Genomic DNA, 15,042 nt, shown 5'->3' on the forward strand with positions numbered 1-15,042 from the left:
CGAAAGTCGACGCGCGGGCTCCTCCCGTCTCTTGTCACAACCAGCCGCCCGGCTCGGTCATAGTGACAAAACGGCTCAATAGGGCTGATATCGCCGGATGCGTAGCCATACGCGGTCCAATGAAAGGTTCTCGACATGAGTGGACAGAAGCCGACCGTCGTCCTCGTGCACGGCGCGTTCGCCGACTCCTCCAGCTGGAACGGCGTCGTGGAAAGGCTCCAGTCGTACGACTATCCCGTGCTGGCGGCAGCCAATCCGCTGCGCGGACTGACGAGCGACTCCGAGTACGTCAAGCAGGTCGTGGCCTCCGTCGAGGGCCCCGTCGTCCTCGTCGGCCATTCCTACGGGGGTGCCGTCGTCAGCAACGCCGCGAAGGGGCTCGACAACGTCAAGGCCCTCGTCTTCGTCGCCGCGTTCATGCCGGACGAGGGCGAGAGCGCGCTGGATCTCGCGGGCAGGTTCCCCGGCAGCACCCTCGGCGAGGCGCTCCGGCCGGTGCCGGTGACCCTGTCCGACGGAAGCCGGACCGTGGACCTCTACATCGAGAAGAGCAGGTTCCACCACCAGTTCGCCGCCGACGTTCCCGAGGAGACGGCGACGGTCATGGCCGCGACCCAGCGTCCCGTGACCAACGCCGCCCTCGCCGAAGCCGCCTCCGCCGCGGCGTGGAAAGAGATCCCGTCCTGGGTTCTCGTGGCTACGGAGGACCTGAACATCCCGCCGCGGACGCAGACCTTCATGGCCGAGCGCGCCAAGGCGACCTCGATCGCGGTCGCCGCTTCCCATGCGGTCGGCGTCTCTCACCCCGTGGACGTCGCGCGCCTGATCAACGAGGCGGCACAGGCCACCGCCTGAACGCCGAACCGATGGGCCGCGCTGCCGAGCGCGGCTCATCGGGCGGACCCTCCGAGCGGGGCGGCCGGTCGCCCGCGCCATCGCCGCCTCGTCGGGACGAAGGGCTCCGCACTCGATGGTCGCGCAGAGTCAGGAGAGCCAGTCGGTGTACCGGACGGGGGCGATGCGGGCGTTCTCGGGGGCGGTGAGGACGTCGCCAGGAACCGCGGCGAACATGCCCGCGGCGTCGTCGGTGATGACCGACCGCTGGTCACCCTTGGCGGACAGCGTGAGCCGGCCGATCTCGTCCAGGGGATAGACGTCAGGACCCGCGATGTTGAGGATCCCGTTCAGAGGGCTGCCGACGGCGACCTCGGCGACGATCCGGGCCACCTCCGCGGCGGCGATCGGCTGGATCGGCGTGCGCGGCAGGCGGATGGTGTCACCGTCCGTGGTCATCGCGAGGGTCCTGTCCATGAACTCCATGAACTGCGTGGCGCGAACGATCGAGTACGGGATCGGCCCGGCGCTGAGGATGTTCTCCTGGAGCACCTTCGCCCGGTAGTAGTCCAGATCGGGAACTTCGTCCACGCCCACGATCGAGAGGACGACGAAGTGTCCGACGCCGCCTTTCTCGCTCGCGGCGACAAGGTTGTCCATCGAAGTCTGGAAGAAGGCGATCGAAGCGGCGTCGAAAGTCGGCGAGTTCGCCAGGTTGATGACGACGTCGGTGCCGGTGACGGCCGCGTCCAGTCCCTGGCCCGTGATGATGTCCACGCCTGAGGACGGGGAGTGGGGTACCGCCTGATGGCCGGCCGCGTTGAGGTTCGCCACGACCTGTGACCCGATCAGCCCGGTGCCGCCGATGACTGCGCACTTCATGGGGTTCGCCTTCCTTCGAATGGCGGTATCCAATAATTCTATTTAGTTCCTTTTGTGTGCTATGGCAACTCTAGGCCAGATCTGTGCCGGCCGTTACCTGCGAGGTCGGGCCGGGGGTGGATGCCTGCCGACGGGTGTTCGCCGGCGACGCCCGGTGGACGGTGGTACGCGGAAGCAACCTGGGTTCAAGGGGCCCAACGAGCAGGCGTAACCGCCCTGTCCTCAGCCCGACTTGGTGGCGAACGCGCCGCCCTCGCCGAACACGAGCCGTCCGAAGTTCTCGCCGATGCGGCGATGCCCCGCGGGATCGGGGTGGACCTCGTCGGGCAGCGGCAGTTCCGCGTAGTCCTCCTCGCCGTACAGGTCACGGCCGTCGAGGTAGTGCAGGTTCTTGTCGTCGGCCGTCCGCTGTCCGACGATCCGGGCCAGTTCCTCGCGGATGACGTTGAGCGTCAGGCGCCCGGCGGCGACCTCGGCGGGGTCGCCCGTGGCCTTGAACCGCAGGGCTCCCTCGGCGAGGTCGGGCGCGAGGGGGCCGGGGGTGTCCTCCTGGACCGGACACAGGATGGGGGAGACGACCAGCAGTGGTGTGGTCGGGTGTCCCTCACGGATGGTGTCCAGGAAGCCGTGGACGGCGGGGGAGAAGGCGCGCAGGCGCATCACGTCGCCGTTGACGACATTGATGCCGATCTTGACGCTGATCAGGTCCGCTCGGGCGTCCCTCATCGCGCGCGCGGTGAACGGGTCGAGCAGCGCGCTGCCGCCGAACCCGAGGTTGACCAGCTCCACCCCGCCGAGGGCCGCGGCCAGCGCCGGCCAAATGGCGGTCGGGTGCGTGGCGTTCGAGCCGTGACTGATGGAACTGCCGTGATGCAGCCACACCTTGCGCCCGTTGTCCGGCGCCGGCTCCACCGGGGCGTCGGTGCGCAGGGCGATCAACTCGGTGATCTCCATGTGCGGCAGCCAGATCTCGACGTCCTTGTCGCCCGCCGGCAGATCGCTGAACCGGGCGGTGCCCGCCGGGCCTTCACGCAGTTCGGAGGCCTGCGTGACCAGGTCGGTAATCGTGCGGACGTTACCGCCGGAGACAGTGGCCTGGGCCGTCAGTCTGCCGTCGACCAGCAGGTCGTACACGCCGTCCGCCGGGGCCGGGAAGCCTTGGTACACCCGCTTGGTGGGCAGCGCGTCCAGTTCGATCACGGTGGCCCGGGTGCGGAACGCGAGGCGTACGCCTGAGGGTTGGGTCTCGGTCAGGGCCAGTTGGCCGTCGGGGAACTGCTGGCGAGCGCGAAGGGGCAGGCGGTGCGGCAGCAGGCCGTGCGCGGTCGGTTCGAGGTCGAGGAAGCCGCGCAGGAGGCTCGCGGTGACAGGTGTGGTGATCCAGCCGTGCTGAGTGTTCATCGTCCCAGTTCGTCGTCGATCGTGAATCGCGGATGGTTCGGGGGGCGGCCGCGCGGAGTGCCGGGTGCGATGCCGTGTGGGGCGTGATGGATGGCGCGCGTGGTGCGGTGGACCGCCGTCGGGCGATGCGGTCGCGGCCGTGCGTCAGGACGTCGTCGCCCGGTTGCGCAGCAGGACGTCGAGGGACTCCACGGTCCAGGCCCAGGATTCCTGCGAGTCGACGGCGGTGTGGCTGAAGCCTCCGGCCATCTCCAGGCTGACGTAGCCGTGGAAGACGCTGCCCAGCATCCGGACCGCGTGCGTCTGGTCCGGCTCTGTCAGGTCGTAGCCGCGCAGGATCGCCCGCGTCATCTGTGAGTGCCGCACCCCGGCGCTCGCGGCAGCCGTCTCGGGGTCGAGTCTGAGTCGGGCGGCGTCGTAGCGGCCGGGGTGCTCGTGGGCGTAGTCGCGGTAGGCGTCCGCGAAGGCGGTCAGCGCGTCCTTGCCGGCTCGCCCGGCCAGGGCGGCAGCGACCCGGTCGGCCAGCTCCTCCAAGGCGAACAGGGCGATCCTGGTCTTGAGGTCCTGGGAGTTCTTCAGGTGCGAGTACAGACTCGCGACCTTGACGTCGAACCGCCGGGCGAGTGCCGAGACGGTCACCTGGTCGAAACCGACCTCGTCGGCCAGTTCGGCCCCCGCCCGGGTCAGACGCTCGGGGGTCAGCCCTGCTCGAACCATAACGTTCCTCCTGTACGGCGATAGCTATTATGCATTTGCCTAATGGCTTTAGGCAAATTAGCCTGCCGCTCATGGAACCACTGACCGAGCAAGAGATCCGCAGCGCGTTCGTCAACTGCACCAAGGGCGAGGCGAAGCGTCTGTCCGTCCCCCGTGACCTGGCCGAACGGCCCTGGGACGACCTGGACTTCCTCGGCTGGCGAGACCCGCAGGCCCCCAGCCGCGCCTACCTCGCCACCGAGCTCGACGGCCGCACCGTCGCGCTCGCGATGCGCTGCCCCGACGCCAGTTCCTGGCAGACGCGACGCAGCATGTGCTCGATGTGCACGACCACCCACACCGGGGGCGTCTCCCTGATGGTCGCCGCGAAGGCGGGCAAGGCCGGGCAGCAGGGCAACTCCGTGGGCGCCTACATATGCAGCGACCTCGCCTGCCCGCTGTACGTCCGGGGCAAGAAGGACGCGGGCGCCGGCGCGCGGCTCCACGAGTCGCTCACCCTGGAGGAGAAGATCCGACGGACCGTCGTGAACCTGGCCGCGTTCATCGCCAAGGTCACCGCGTGAACCATCCGCCCACGCGCGGGGCTCCCTGGACGCTCAATTGGGAAACGCGCTGATCCGTACGCGGTCGCTGTCGCGGTCGCCGGCGCGGCCGTTGTTGCTGCCGCTCTCGTCATCGGAGAGGAAGCACGCCAGTCCGTGACCCTCCTCGGTGACGGCGTCGCGCTCGGCTCGGGAGAGGCCGCGCAGCGGGGTGACGAGCACGGTGCCCGCGTCGACGCTCCACATCGCGCCGACCCGGCCGTCCACCAGCACGACGCGGGCACCCGCGACGGACAGGCCGCGATGGGCGTCGTCGATGATTCTGCCGCGGTCGTGGTAGCCAAGGATCACGTTGTCGAACGCAGGCAGGAACCGAACCGGGGCGGGCGTGGCGGGGTCGGGGCGTGGCGCGTCGGGCAGGTCGAGCAGTTCACGGCCGCGCGAGTCGCGAAAGGTGACCAGCTCACCGCGTACGGCGGAGACCGCGGCCGGCAACCCGGCGAGGCCGCACCAGGCGCGCAGGTCGGCCGAGGCCGCGGGGCCGAACGCGGCCAGATAGCGGCGTACCAGCGACCTCCTCGCCTGGGACCTCGACCGCGAGGACTGGCGCACCTTCCGATCCGACCGGACAGTCCCGCGCGTCCCGACAAGGCCCCGATTCACCCCGCGCGAGCTGCCCGGAGGCGATGTGGCCGCCTTCGTCGCCGCCAGATTCCGCGGTTCCGACGGTTCCGACGGCTCCGGCGACTGGCCCTGCCGCGGCGAGGTGATCCTCGGCCTGCCCGCCTCCACCGTCCTGCGCCACACCCGCGACGGTATCGTCGAGGAACTCGGCCCGGACCGTTGTCGGCTCATCCTGGGCTCGTGGTCATGGCACGGACTGGCAGCCACCATCGGCAGGTACGACGCCGACATCGAAGTCGTCGGCCCACCCGAACTCAAGGACGCCTTCGCCCACCTCGCACGCCGCTACGCGAAGGCCGCGACCGACGCGCTGCCGCCCTACCAGCCCCGGGCAGGGAACGAACCGCCGATGTCCCGGCCCTGACCTGGTGCGCCGTCTGCGTACCCTGTCCCGGTGTCAGCTTCCCGCCTGCGCCGCGTCGCCGTTCTCGTGCTCGAGGGTGCCAAGCCGCTCGACGTCGGAATTCCCGCGCAGGTGTTCACCACGCGCGGGAGCATGCCGTACGAGGTGCGACTGTGCGGCGCGGCGCCCGGACTCGTCACCGGTGGCGACGGGCTTTCGTACCACGTCGCCCATGGTCTCGACACGCTCGCGTGGGCCGACATCGTCTTCATCCCCGGTTTTCGGCTGCCGGACCGTGAGGATCCGCCGCGGGCCGTCGTCGACGCGCTGATCGCCGCCCACGACCGGGGCGCGCGGCTCGCCGCCATCTCGACGGGAGCCTTCGCGCTCGCCGCGACGGGGCTGCTCGACGGCAGGCGTGCCACGACGCACTGGCACTACACGCGGTCGCTGATGGCGAAGCATCCGCTCGTCCAGGTCGACGAGAACGTTCTGTTCGTCGACGAGGGCAGCGTGCTCACGTCGGCCGGAGCAGCCTCGGGCATCGACCTGTGCCTGCACATTCTGCGCGGCGACCTCGGGGTGGCCGCGTCGAACCACGCGGCCCGGCGGCTGGTCGCCGCCCCCTACCGCAGCGGCGGTCAGGCGCAGTACGTGCCGCGCAGCGTGCCCGAGCCGCTCGGCGAGCGTTTCGCCGACACCCGGGAGTGGGCGCTGCACCGGCTCGACGAGCCCCTCACCCTCGACATACTCGCCCGGCAGGCGGCGGTCTCGCCGCGCACCTTCTCGCGGCGCTTCGTCGAGGAGACCGGGTACACGCCCATGCAGTGGGTCATGCGAGCCCGTATCGACATGGCCCGCGAGCTGCTCGAACGCTCACAGCGCGCCGTCGAACAGATCGCCACCGACGTGGGCCTGGGCACCGGGGCGAATCTGCGGCTGCACTTCCAGCGCATCCTCGGCACCACGCCCAGCGAGTACCGGCGCACCTTCGCGCCCGGCGAGTAGGCCCGCGGCGGTTCCGTGTCGAGGGAGCACCGGCGTACCTTCGCCCGCGCGCGAGTTGGCCAGGGGAAACCACGCCGCCCCAGTGCTGGCGCACCTTCACACTCATCCCGAGTAACCCCGCCGCCGCACCTGGCGCGATCCTTTCGAACCGTGGCGATCCCGCCACTGTCACCGGCTCGGTGTGCGAGCGAGCCTTGGTGGCGAACCGAAGGGACACCACTTATGACTCGCATCGCCATCAATGGATTCGGCCGCATCGGACGCAACGTGCTGCGCGCACTGCTCGAACGCGACAGCGGCCTTGAGGTAGTCGCCGTCAACGACCTCACGGAGCCCGCCGCCCTCGCGCGCCTGCTCGCCTTCGACACGACGGCCGGCCGGCTCGGTCGCCCGGTGACCGCGGACGAGGACGCCCTGGTCGTCGACGGCCACCGCATCAAGGTGCTCGCCGAGCGCGAACCGGCACGGTTGCCGTGGGCCGAGCTCGGTGTCGACATCGTCCTCGAATCGACCGGCCGCTTCACGTCGGCCAAGGCCGCCCGCGCGCACCTCGACGCGGGCGCGAAGAGGGTACTGGTCAGCGCCCCGTCGGACGGCGCCGACGTCACGCTGGCGTTCGGGGTCAACAGCGACACGTACGACCCGGCGCTGCACACGATCGTCTCGAACGCCTCCTGCACGACCAACGCGCTCGCTCCGCTTGCCGCGGTGCTCGACGAACTCGCCGGGATCGAGCACGGCTTCATGACGACCGTGCACGCCTACACGCAGGAGCAGAACCTGCTGGACGGTCCGCACCGCGACGCTCGGCGCGCGCGTGCCGCCGCCGTCAATATCGTTCCGACCACGACGGGCGCCGCCAAGGCGATCGGCCTCGTGCTGCCGAACCTGGCCGGCAAACTGTCGGGCGACTCGATCCGCGTGCCGGTTCCGGTGGGCTCCATCGTCGAGCTCAACACGACCGTCGCCCGTGACGTGACGCGCGACGAGGTGCTGGCGGCTTACAAGGCGGCGGCGGATGGGCCGCTCGCCGGCGTCCTCGAGTACTCCGACTTCCCGCTCGTGTCCTCCGACATCACCGGCAACCCGGCCTCATCGATCTTCGACTCGGCCCTCACCCGGGTCGACGGCCGGCACGTCAAGGTGGTCGCCTGGTACGACAACGAGTGGGGCTTCTCGAACCGCGTGATCGACACGCTGGAACTCCTCGCGGCCCGTTGAACCGGAGTCTGCCCACCTGTTGAGGACCAGGAGTGCGCCGCGTGTCCGACCGGTCGCGACGCACTCCGCGGGCGGACCCGTGCGGGCAGCGCTCACCCCCGATCGGGGAGCACACATCGGTCAGCTCGGTCAGCTCGGTCGACGTGAACAGCTCGCTCGGTACTCTCCCGACTCTCCCGAACTCCGCACGAGGCCCATAGATTGAGGAAGTCGACAGAGGCAATCGGAGGGCGAGATGCTGTTCAACGAGCTGCCGCACGGATCCGTACCCCGGCTGGAGCGCCCGGGATCGCTGCGTGAGCAGGTGTACGACGCCCTGCTGGAGCTGATCAGTTCACGCGCGCTGCACCCGGGCCAGCACCTGGTGGAGAGCGAACTCGCGAGCAATCTCGGGGTTTCCCGGCAGCCCGTACGAGAAGCGCTGCAACGGCTGAACACCGAAGGGTGGGTGGACCTCCGCCCCGCCCAAGGCGCCTTCATCCATGAGCCGACCGGCGACGAGACCGATCAACTCTTCGTCGTCCGGGTCCTGTTGGAGACCGAGGCGGCTCGGCTGGCCGCAACCGGATCCTCGGCCGAGGGACTTGAGCGGCTGGACGAGCTGTGCGAGAGGGGCGAGGCCGCGGTCGCCGCCGACGACGTGGACGCGGTGGTGATCGCCAATGCCACGTTCCACGCCTGCGTCATGGAGCTGGCGGGGAACGCGGTCCTCGCGGAGCTGGCCGCCCATGTCGAGCAGCGGGTCCGCCGTTACTACACCCCCATCGTCCGGCAGGCCTGGGTGGAGCATCGCGAGCTGATCGACGCCATCGCCGACCGCGACGACGCACGCGCCCAGCAGGTCATGCGCGCCCACACGACGGACGCCAGGAAGAGGTTCCCCCCGAGGCGGAGCCGCTGAAATGTTCAGGCTGACGGTGGGGCCTGTACGGAGCGTTCCTGAGCGTCGAGGAGTTCGTCGCCGTGCTCCACGGCCCAGCGCCCGAGCTCTGTCATGGGGCCGTCGACGAGGCTCTGTCCCAGGCTGGTGAGGCTGTACTCGACACGGGGCGGTGCCTGGGCGAGTACGTGACGGTCTATCAGGCCCTTGGCGTGCAGGCGGTGGAGGGTGTCGGTGAGGACTTTGTCGCTGATGACGCCGATGGCGGTACGCAGGGCGTGACGGCGGCGGGGTCCGGTCCGCAGGGCGGCGAGCACGACGGGGTCCCAGGTATGGGTGAACAGGTCGGTGGCCGCGCGGAGTCGGCAGTCGGCGACCAGTTCGTAGCAGTGGGTCTCGTGGTCGGTCATCTCGACGCCCATCATCGCGCACACGGCACGCACCTGTTGGTGCGTGACGACTTCCTTACCGTGGCTGCCTGAATCTGACTGCGGCTTGAGAGGCGGCGACGATGCGCATCGGTATCCTGGGAACGGGAACGTTGGCGGCGGCCCTGGGTGAGGGCTGGGCACGAGCGGGGCACGAGGTGGCGATCGGCGGGCGTTCGCAGGCCAACGCCGAGAAGCTCGCTGAGCGGCTGGGGCACGAAGTGCTCGCCGTCACCCCGCGGGAGGCGGCCGCCGGACGTGACGCGGTACTGCTGGCCGTGTCGTGGGACGGCGTCGGTGACATGCTGGCCCTGGCAGGGGCGTCCGGCGGCACGCTGGAGGGGACGCCGTTGATCGATCCCACGAACGCCGTCGCGCACGGTGTGGGTGTTCTGCTCACCGGAGAGAGCGAGTCAATGGCGGGGTGCATCGCGGGACTTGCTCCGGGCGCTCGTGTCGTGAAGGCGTTCCATCTCTTTCCCGCCGCGCAGTGGACGAGTCCGCCCGCCGGTGACACGGACCCGGTGACAGTGGCGATGTGCGGTGACGACCGGGCGGCCCTGGAGGTGGTCAGCGCCCTGGTACGCGATGTCGGGGGGACACCTGCGGTGATCGGCGGCATGGACCGGGCCCGGCAGTTGGAGGAGGCCGCGGGATTCGTCATCGGGCTGGCCTTCGCGGGCTTCGACCCCAACTCGGCGGTCCCACGCGTCCCTTCACCGACGGCGGCGAACTGACCCGCTTCCCGCACGAACCGGAGACTCGGGCCGGGGTTCTTTCTCCCCGCGGTCTCTCCCAGGGCCGGTTGGCGAGCGATGCCGTTCGCCAACCGGCCCTTGTGCCGTCGTGACCTGGAGGCCGGTGCCGCGGCGCGCCGATCCACTTGCGCACGTTGCGGGTTCAGACTGATCCTTTACGCACCCGCCGAACAGTCGGACAGCAGTCACGCACCCGCACCCGCACACGTACGTGAACCTCCACCCGCACCCGTACGCGCATACGTACGCACACGCGCCACCGCCGCAAGGAGAACCGTGACCAAATGGTCCGCCGCCCTGGACCAGGCCGGTGTCGATGACGCACATCTGCGCCGGGACTACGACACCCGGCGCAGACTCGTCAGGCGATTCGCGCGCGAAGAGTACGTGGCCACCCGGCTGTTGCTCCCCGCACGCCTGCACCCGGCAGTCATCGCGGCGGTCGCGTTCATGCACGAGACCGACGAACGGATCGACGCAGGCGACCCACTTACTCGCCAGGAGGCCTTGCGTTCCTGGAACCGTGATGTCACGGCAGCCCTGGAGGGTGACCACGTCTCGCCTCAGCCCACGCTCAGAGCACTCGCCGACGCCGCACGCCGCCATCCACAACTCCGGTCGCGGATACGTGCTTTCCTCGACGGAGCGCCCACCGAGGCCAACTGGAACGGGTTCGACACCGAGGCCGACTTCCAGGACTACATCGACGACTACTCGCTGCCCGCCCTGATGCTCACCGCCGCACTGATCGCCCCGCCCTCCAAGGCCGGTCAGGACGAGGCATTCCAACGAGGTTGCCGGAGCCTGATCGAGGCCTGGCAGCGAACGGACTTCCTCGCGGACCTGCCCGAGGACATCGAGCAGGGCAGGATCGGCATTCCGGACAACGAACTGTCCCGCCACGGACTGAAGTTGGATGACCTGCGCGGCGGACCGGAGTCACGTACCGAGGCCGCACACCTGGTCAGTTCACAAGTCGCCCTCGCGGAAGCCGCATTCGCACAGTGCCGCTCACTGCCGGACCTCGTTGACGCGGAGAACAGACCATTCCTGCGTGCCCTGATCAGTGTTCAGGAACTCCGCCTGGACGACGTAAGGCGCAGGGGCGGCACCATCATCAGAACGGGGGCCCGACCGTCCGTCCCGGCCACCTTGCGCGTCCTGGCCCGCGAGTACCGCGCCGCACGAAACCAACAACGCCGACCGGAGTAGCTCCGCGGAGCGGGCGTCCCGTGCCGCGGAGTCAGGCCACGGTCCAGTCGCGCAGTTGGCGGGCGGTCCGGCCGATGCCGGTCGTCCCGGAGGCGGCGTCTCGTACGAGGGCGACGGCCATCTTGGGTGGGTACTCGATCCGGTGGTCGTTGAGGGCGAGATAGGCCTCGGTCGCGTGCCAGGCGAACGCCTCGTTCGAGTGCTCCAGACAGGGAAGTCTCGCCAGGGTCTGCAGCAACGCGGCAGCCCTGAGGTGCACGGACCCGTAGATGTCACGCTCCATGGCCCGGGCGTTGACCCGGGCGACGGCGGCGTAGAGCGGCCCGAGGTCATCGACCTGGGGATCACCGTCGAGCAGCTCGGCCGCGTGCAGCAGGAACGTGACGTCGAGCGGGTGGAGCGGTTCCGGATGCGTCACGCGGCGTGGCCCCGCTCCTGACGATCGACGTCCTGACGTGCCTGCTCCTCGGCCGTACGGTCCTCGGCACTGAGGTCCGCGGCGCTCGGCTCGGCCGCGAAGGCCGCGCCACTGCGGGCCATCGACGTCCTGAAGCCGTCCAGGAACCGCTGCTCGACCGCCGTCGCGCGGTCGTACGCGGCCGAGAGGATGTACTCCTGCATGCTGACCCCCTCCTGCTTCGCCGCCGCCGCGATGGCGGCCCGCTTCTGGGGGTCGGAGAAGCGCAGGTTCATCGCCTTGGGTTCGGACATGACCCCTACGGTACCAGCGGTACCAGTCCGCGAACCGGTCTTAGGAGGAGGTGAGCCGGGGCTGTCGCTATGTCCTGGGGCGGCAGCCCGCCAGGAGCAGGGTGACCATGTGCTGGGCGTCGGCCTGGTCATAGTCGGGGCCGGTGATGCAGAGGTTCCCGATGGCACGCATGAGCGTGTAGGCGGCGATGTCGGGGCTGATTTCGCCGGCTGCGGTGCAGGCGTCGAGCAGCGTCGCGCAGGCCGGGACCAGGGTGTCGAGCATGAGGATGTGGAGATTCTCCAGCCCCGGATCCTCCGAGCCCAGAGCGGCGCCGAGACCGTGCTTGGTCACCAGGAACTCCACGAACGCGTCCACCCAGCGGTTCAGTGCGGTGAACGGTGAGGGCGACTCCTCCAGGAGCCGGGGCGCGAGTGCGGCGCAGGTGTCGATCTGGTGCCGGTAGACGGCGGTGACCAGGTCCGCCCGGGTCGGGAAGTTCCGATAGATCGTGCCGACGCCGACGCCGGCCCGTTCGGCGATGTCGCGGATGGGGGCCTGGACGCCCTGATCCACGAAGACCGCCGCCGCGGCCGCCAGCACGCCGCTGCGGGTGCGTTGCGCCTGGGCTTGGCGTACTCCGGTCACTTCCGGCACTGGGGCTCCCTTTGCTCGCGGAACAATGTTCCGCTAAGTTGGCGGAACGGCGCTCCGCCAAATTATGGCAGAGCGATCTCATGAGAAAGCGCAGGTCCTCCATGTCCGCCTCTGCCTCCGTGTCCGCATCCAAGCCTCCCCGCAACCCCGACCAGCGGATCGTCGCGGTCAAGCCCATCACCGTTCCCGCGCCGGGACGCAGCCCCGACCTTCAGGTGAAGGTCACCGCCCCTCTGTCGGGGGAGAACCTGCCGGTGATCGTGTTCTCGCACGGCAACGCATGGTCCCTGGACGGATACGCGCCTCTCGTCGACCGGTGGGCCGCAGCCGGATTCGTCGTCGTGCAGCCCACCCACCTGGACTCCCGCCGCAACGGCATCGGGTGGGACGACCCGCGCTTCGCCACCATCTGGCGCGTCCGGATCTCCGACCTGCATGCGGTCCTCGACGGCCTCGACGACATCCTCGTCCAGGCCGGCGGCGGCCTGCCGGCGCGCGTCGACCGGGAGCGCGTCGCGGTCGTCGGCCACTCCTGGGGCGCCCAGACCGTCGGCGCGCTCCTCGCGGCGCGTGTGCTCGACGCCGACGGCGTGCCCGGCGAGGACTTCACCCACCCCGCGGTCTCGGCAGGCGCGCTGATCGCCGCGACCGGAACCGGCGACACTCTCACCCCGTTCGCCGCCGAACATCTTCCGTTCATGAGGCCGGACTACTCCACCATGACCACCCCGGCCCTGATCATCGCGGGCGGCAAGGACCAGTCCCAGCTCTCCACCCGAGGGCCGGAGTGGTTCACGGACGCCTACCACCTCAGCCCGTCCCCGAAGAGCCTGCTCGCCATCTCCGAGGGCGAGCACACCCTCGGCGGCCTCGCTGGTGAACTGGTCACCGAGACCACCGACGAATCCCCCGCCCGCGTCGCCCTCGTCGCCGACGCGATCGCCGCCTATCTCCTCGACGCCCTCGAACTGAGTGGCACCGAGTGGACGGACCTCGGCGCTGGGGCCGCCGCCGACGGCGCGTGGAGCCTTTCCAGCAAGTGAATCCAGCCAGCCGGCGATGGCTCATCGCCGGCTCGCCGTCCCCTCGTACAGGACGTGCCGTGACATGAGACGTCGGTGGGCCGGTGTGTCCTACGAGGGTCGGACGGTGAGGATCTGTTGGGCGTGGCCGATGGGTCCGGTGACGTCGTGCAGGACGGTGCTGGTGACGCCCTGGCCTGTCGGGCCGAAGACGACAGTGGTGTCGAGCCCGGTCCAGCGGCCTTCGGGCCGGCGGTGGAGGTGGATGGTCAGGTCGACGTTGGGGAACATCCAGGCGGTGGGCGGCTGGCGTACGGCGATGCCGTTGGCGGTGTCGACGAGTGCGACGTAGGACGCGAGAGGGCTGACCTGCTCGCCCGCTACCAGGTCGAGGTCGGTCGAGATCCACGCGGTCGTACGGCCCGGTTGGGGCGTCGTGACCGGACGTACGTCGAGGGAGGCGATGTAGCCGCCGGGCCAGACGGAACTCAGCGGCCAGGGGGCGAGTGTCTCGGGCGGCGTGAGCCGGTCGGCGGCACCTCCGGCGACCGCGGAGGTGTCCGAGGAGGCGAGGAGCCAGGCTCGGGCACGTACGACGGGGCGGTCCGAGACGAGGGCCACGGCTTCGATCAGTTCGATGGTGCGGCCGGGCCGGATGGTCTCGACCCGGACCTCGCACTCGTCGAGGGCGAGGCGTCCGAGGATGTCGAAGCTGATCCTGGACATGACCAGGCCGTTCTCCGGGCGCGCGGCCAGACGGCGCTCGATGGCGTGGACGATGAGTCCGCCGAGTGGGCTGAAGTGCAGCTCGTCGATGTCCCATGCGCCGCCCGCGTGAACGGTCGGCTTGTAGCGGTCTTCGTCGATGGGCTCGTAGTAGCTGCCGGTGTTCACGGGGCGTACTTCCTCTCGGACTCCCGGACTCGGATTTCAGGGCTCTCGGACTGTTCCTGAGCCCGCATCAGCAGGTGGCCGCGGCGGAACCGTTCTTCCGCGAGGGGTTCACGTAGCATCCGGCCGACCTCCACGAACCCGGCCTCGCGGGCGAGCCGTGCGAGGTCGTCGACGGGCCATCGGTAGGCCGTGGTCACCTTGTGGTCGAACGGCGTCACCGGACCGCCCTCGGCCTCGAAGAAGGCGAGGGCGAGGATGCCGCCCGGGGCCAGAACGCGGCGGAACTCGGCGAAGTACGACGGGATTTCGTGCGGTGGAGTGTGGATGACCGAGTACCAGGACACGATGCCGCCCAACTCGCCGTCGGCCAGGTCCAGCGCGTCCATCGAACCGACCTCGAACCGCAGGTCGGGGTGTGCCTCCCGGGCAAGACCGATCATCACCGGTGAGAGGTCGACGCCGAAGACGTCCAGTTCCAGGTCTCGCAGGTGCGCCGTCACATATCCGGGACCACACCCCAGCTCGGCGACGGGTCCGGCGCCGGCGGCTCGTGTCAGGTCGGCGAACGCGGCGAGAACCGAACGGTCCAGCGGAAGAGCGGCGAGCGAGTCACGGACGAGATCCGCGTAGAGAACGGCGACGCCGTCGTAGGCCTCTGAGGTCACGCGGAGGTGCGAGGGGAGATCGGTCACGGGGGACGAGGGTAGGGCCTGGGCGGCCGGGTCCTGCTACCGCCCCCTCGAACATCCGCCGGGCGATAGCGGATCCGGGGCTCTGAGGGCGAGGACCCGAACGGTCGGCCCGCGCGACGGCGCCGATCGGACCGGAGACGCGGTCAACGTCAGCTCGCGCTTGAGGATCTTCCCCG

General features: G+C 69.8%; 17 protein-coding genes and 2 pseudogenes. 9 read left to right on the forward strand and 10 right to left on the reverse strand.

What is annotated here, in order from left to right:
* Nucleotides 1-135 precede the first annotated feature (135 nt).
* Entirely contained in the window at nucleotides 136-855 is a 720-nt protein-coding gene (locus tag ACIP79_RS31255; protein WP_401228525.1) for an alpha/beta fold hydrolase, read from the forward strand.
* A gap of 129 nt (nucleotides 856-984) precedes the next feature.
* On the opposite strand, the gene ACIP79_RS31260 is transcribed toward ACIP79_RS31255, so the two are convergent.
* From ACIP79_RS31260 to ACIP79_RS31270, 3 genes are all read right to left on the reverse strand, one after another.
* On the reverse strand, nucleotides 985-1,716 hold the full coding sequence (locus ACIP79_RS31260; RefSeq protein WP_401228526.1) for an SDR family oxidoreductase: 732 nt from the start codon (nucleotides 1,714-1,716) through the stop codon (nucleotides 985-987).
* 222 nt (nucleotides 1,717-1,938) lie between these two features.
* Complete coding sequence (locus ACIP79_RS31265) at nucleotides 1,939-3,117, reverse strand: GDSL-type esterase/lipase family protein (protein ID WP_401228528.1); 1,179 nt, start codon at nucleotides 3,115-3,117, stop codon at nucleotides 1,939-1,941.
* A gap of 144 nt (nucleotides 3,118-3,261) precedes the next feature.
* Nucleotides 3,262-3,834 (reverse strand): TetR/AcrR family transcriptional regulator, encoded by a 573-nt coding sequence (locus ACIP79_RS31270; protein WP_401228530.1) that lies wholly within the window; start codon nucleotides 3,832-3,834, stop codon nucleotides 3,262-3,264.
* A gap of 71 nt (nucleotides 3,835-3,905) precedes the next feature.
* Between ACIP79_RS31270 and ACIP79_RS31275 the strand changes: the two genes are divergently transcribed.
* Entirely contained in the window at nucleotides 3,906-4,397 is a 492-nt protein-coding gene (locus ACIP79_RS31275) for an FBP domain-containing protein (protein WP_401228532.1), read from the forward strand.
* A 33-nt stretch (nucleotides 4,398-4,430) separates the two neighbouring features.
* Here ACIP79_RS31275 and ACIP79_RS31280 read toward each other — a convergent pair.
* Nucleotides 4,431-4,949 (reverse strand): annotated as a pseudogene (locus ACIP79_RS31280) (DNA glycosylase AlkZ-like family protein); the annotation flags it as partial.
* 1 nt (nucleotide 4,950) lies between these two features.
* Here ACIP79_RS31280 and ACIP79_RS31285 point away from each other — a divergent pair.
* From ACIP79_RS31285 to ACIP79_RS31300, 4 genes and pseudogenes are all read left to right on the forward strand, one after another.
* Nucleotides 4,951-5,424: pseudogene (locus tag ACIP79_RS31285) on the forward strand (helix-turn-helix transcriptional regulator); the annotation flags it as partial.
* Nucleotides 5,425-5,454: 30 nt separating this feature from the next.
* Entirely contained in the window at nucleotides 5,455-6,411 is a 957-nt protein-coding gene (locus tag ACIP79_RS31290; RefSeq protein ID WP_401228534.1) for a GlxA family transcriptional regulator, read from the forward strand.
* Nucleotides 6,412-6,633: 222 nt separating this feature from the next.
* A complete protein-coding gene (gap, locus tag ACIP79_RS31295) occupies nucleotides 6,634-7,632 on the forward strand; it encodes a type I glyceraldehyde-3-phosphate dehydrogenase (protein ID WP_401228536.1) in 999 nt (332 codons plus the stop codon).
* Nucleotides 7,633-7,867: 235 nt separating this feature from the next.
* A complete protein-coding gene (locus ACIP79_RS31300) occupies nucleotides 7,868-8,533 on the forward strand; it encodes a GntR family transcriptional regulator (protein ID WP_401228538.1) in 666 nt (221 codons plus the stop codon).
* Nucleotides 8,534-8,538: 5 nt separating this feature from the next.
* Here ACIP79_RS31300 and ACIP79_RS31305 read toward each other — a convergent pair whose 3' ends face one another.
* Entirely contained in the window at nucleotides 8,539-8,955 is a 417-nt protein-coding gene (locus tag ACIP79_RS31305; protein ID WP_401228539.1) for a winged helix-turn-helix transcriptional regulator, read from the reverse strand.
* A gap of 68 nt (nucleotides 8,956-9,023) precedes the next feature.
* Here ACIP79_RS31305 and ACIP79_RS31310 point away from each other — a divergent pair, with 68 nt between their 5' ends.
* Both ACIP79_RS31310 and ACIP79_RS31315 read left to right on the forward strand, forming a co-directional pair.
* The gene (locus tag ACIP79_RS31310) at nucleotides 9,024-9,677 is read left to right on the forward strand and encodes an NADPH-dependent F420 reductase (protein WP_401228541.1); all 654 of its coding nucleotides are present in this window, start codon (nucleotides 9,024-9,026) and stop codon (nucleotides 9,675-9,677) included.
* 297 nt (nucleotides 9,678-9,974) lie between these two features.
* Nucleotides 9,975-10,910, forward strand: a complete 936-nt coding sequence (locus tag ACIP79_RS31315) for a phytoene/squalene synthase family protein (RefSeq protein WP_401228543.1) — start codon at nucleotides 9,975-9,977, stop codon at nucleotides 10,908-10,910.
* A 31-nt stretch (nucleotides 10,911-10,941) separates the two neighbouring features.
* Here ACIP79_RS31315 and ACIP79_RS31320 read toward each other — a convergent pair whose 3' ends face one another.
* The 3 genes from ACIP79_RS31320 to ACIP79_RS31330 all read right to left on the reverse strand — a co-directional run bounded on the left by ACIP79_RS31320 (nucleotide 10,942) and on the right by ACIP79_RS31330 (nucleotide 12,258).
* Nucleotides 10,942-11,328 carry a fic family toxin-antitoxin system, toxin component gene (locus tag ACIP79_RS31320; protein ID WP_401228544.1) on the reverse strand — a complete coding sequence of 129 codons (387 nt, stop codon included), beginning with the start codon at nucleotides 11,326-11,328 and terminating at the stop codon, nucleotides 10,942-10,944.
* Complete coding sequence (locus tag ACIP79_RS31325; RefSeq protein ID WP_401228546.1) at nucleotides 11,325-11,621, reverse strand: DUF1778 domain-containing protein; 297 nt, start codon at nucleotides 11,619-11,621, stop codon at nucleotides 11,325-11,327. The genes ACIP79_RS31320 and ACIP79_RS31325 overlap by 4 nt, the downstream gene beginning before the upstream one ends.
* A gap of 67 nt (nucleotides 11,622-11,688) precedes the next feature.
* Nucleotides 11,689-12,258: a TetR/AcrR family transcriptional regulator gene (locus ACIP79_RS31330; RefSeq protein ID WP_401228548.1), complete on the reverse strand. Its 570-nt coding sequence runs from the start codon at nucleotides 12,256-12,258 to the stop codon at nucleotides 11,689-11,691.
* Nucleotides 12,259-12,377: 119 nt separating this feature from the next.
* On the opposite strand from ACIP79_RS31330, the gene ACIP79_RS31335 reads away from it, so the two are divergent.
* Nucleotides 12,378-13,301: an alpha/beta hydrolase family protein gene (locus ACIP79_RS31335; protein ID WP_401228550.1), complete on the forward strand. Its 924-nt coding sequence runs from the start codon at nucleotides 12,378-12,380 to the stop codon at nucleotides 13,299-13,301.
* 90 nt (nucleotides 13,302-13,391) lie between these two features.
* Here ACIP79_RS31335 and ACIP79_RS31340 read toward each other — a convergent pair whose 3' ends face one another.
* Together ACIP79_RS31340 and ACIP79_RS31345 are read right to left on the reverse strand one after the other, a co-directional pair.
* Nucleotides 13,392-14,174 carry a thioesterase family protein gene (locus tag ACIP79_RS31340; RefSeq protein WP_401228552.1) on the reverse strand — a complete coding sequence of 261 codons (783 nt, stop codon included), beginning with the start codon at nucleotides 14,172-14,174 and terminating at the stop codon, nucleotides 13,392-13,394.
* Nucleotides 14,171-14,866 (reverse strand): class I SAM-dependent DNA methyltransferase, encoded by a 696-nt coding sequence (locus ACIP79_RS31345; RefSeq protein WP_401228554.1) that lies wholly within the window; start codon nucleotides 14,864-14,866, stop codon nucleotides 14,171-14,173. The genes ACIP79_RS31340 and ACIP79_RS31345 overlap by 4 nt, the downstream gene beginning before the upstream one ends.
* Nucleotides 14,867-15,042: the final 176 nt, after the last annotated feature.

This window comes from Streptomyces sp. NPDC088747, from assembly GCF_044751025.1.
Taxonomy (GTDB): Bacteria; Actinomycetota; Actinomycetes; order Streptomycetales; family Streptomycetaceae; genus Streptomyces.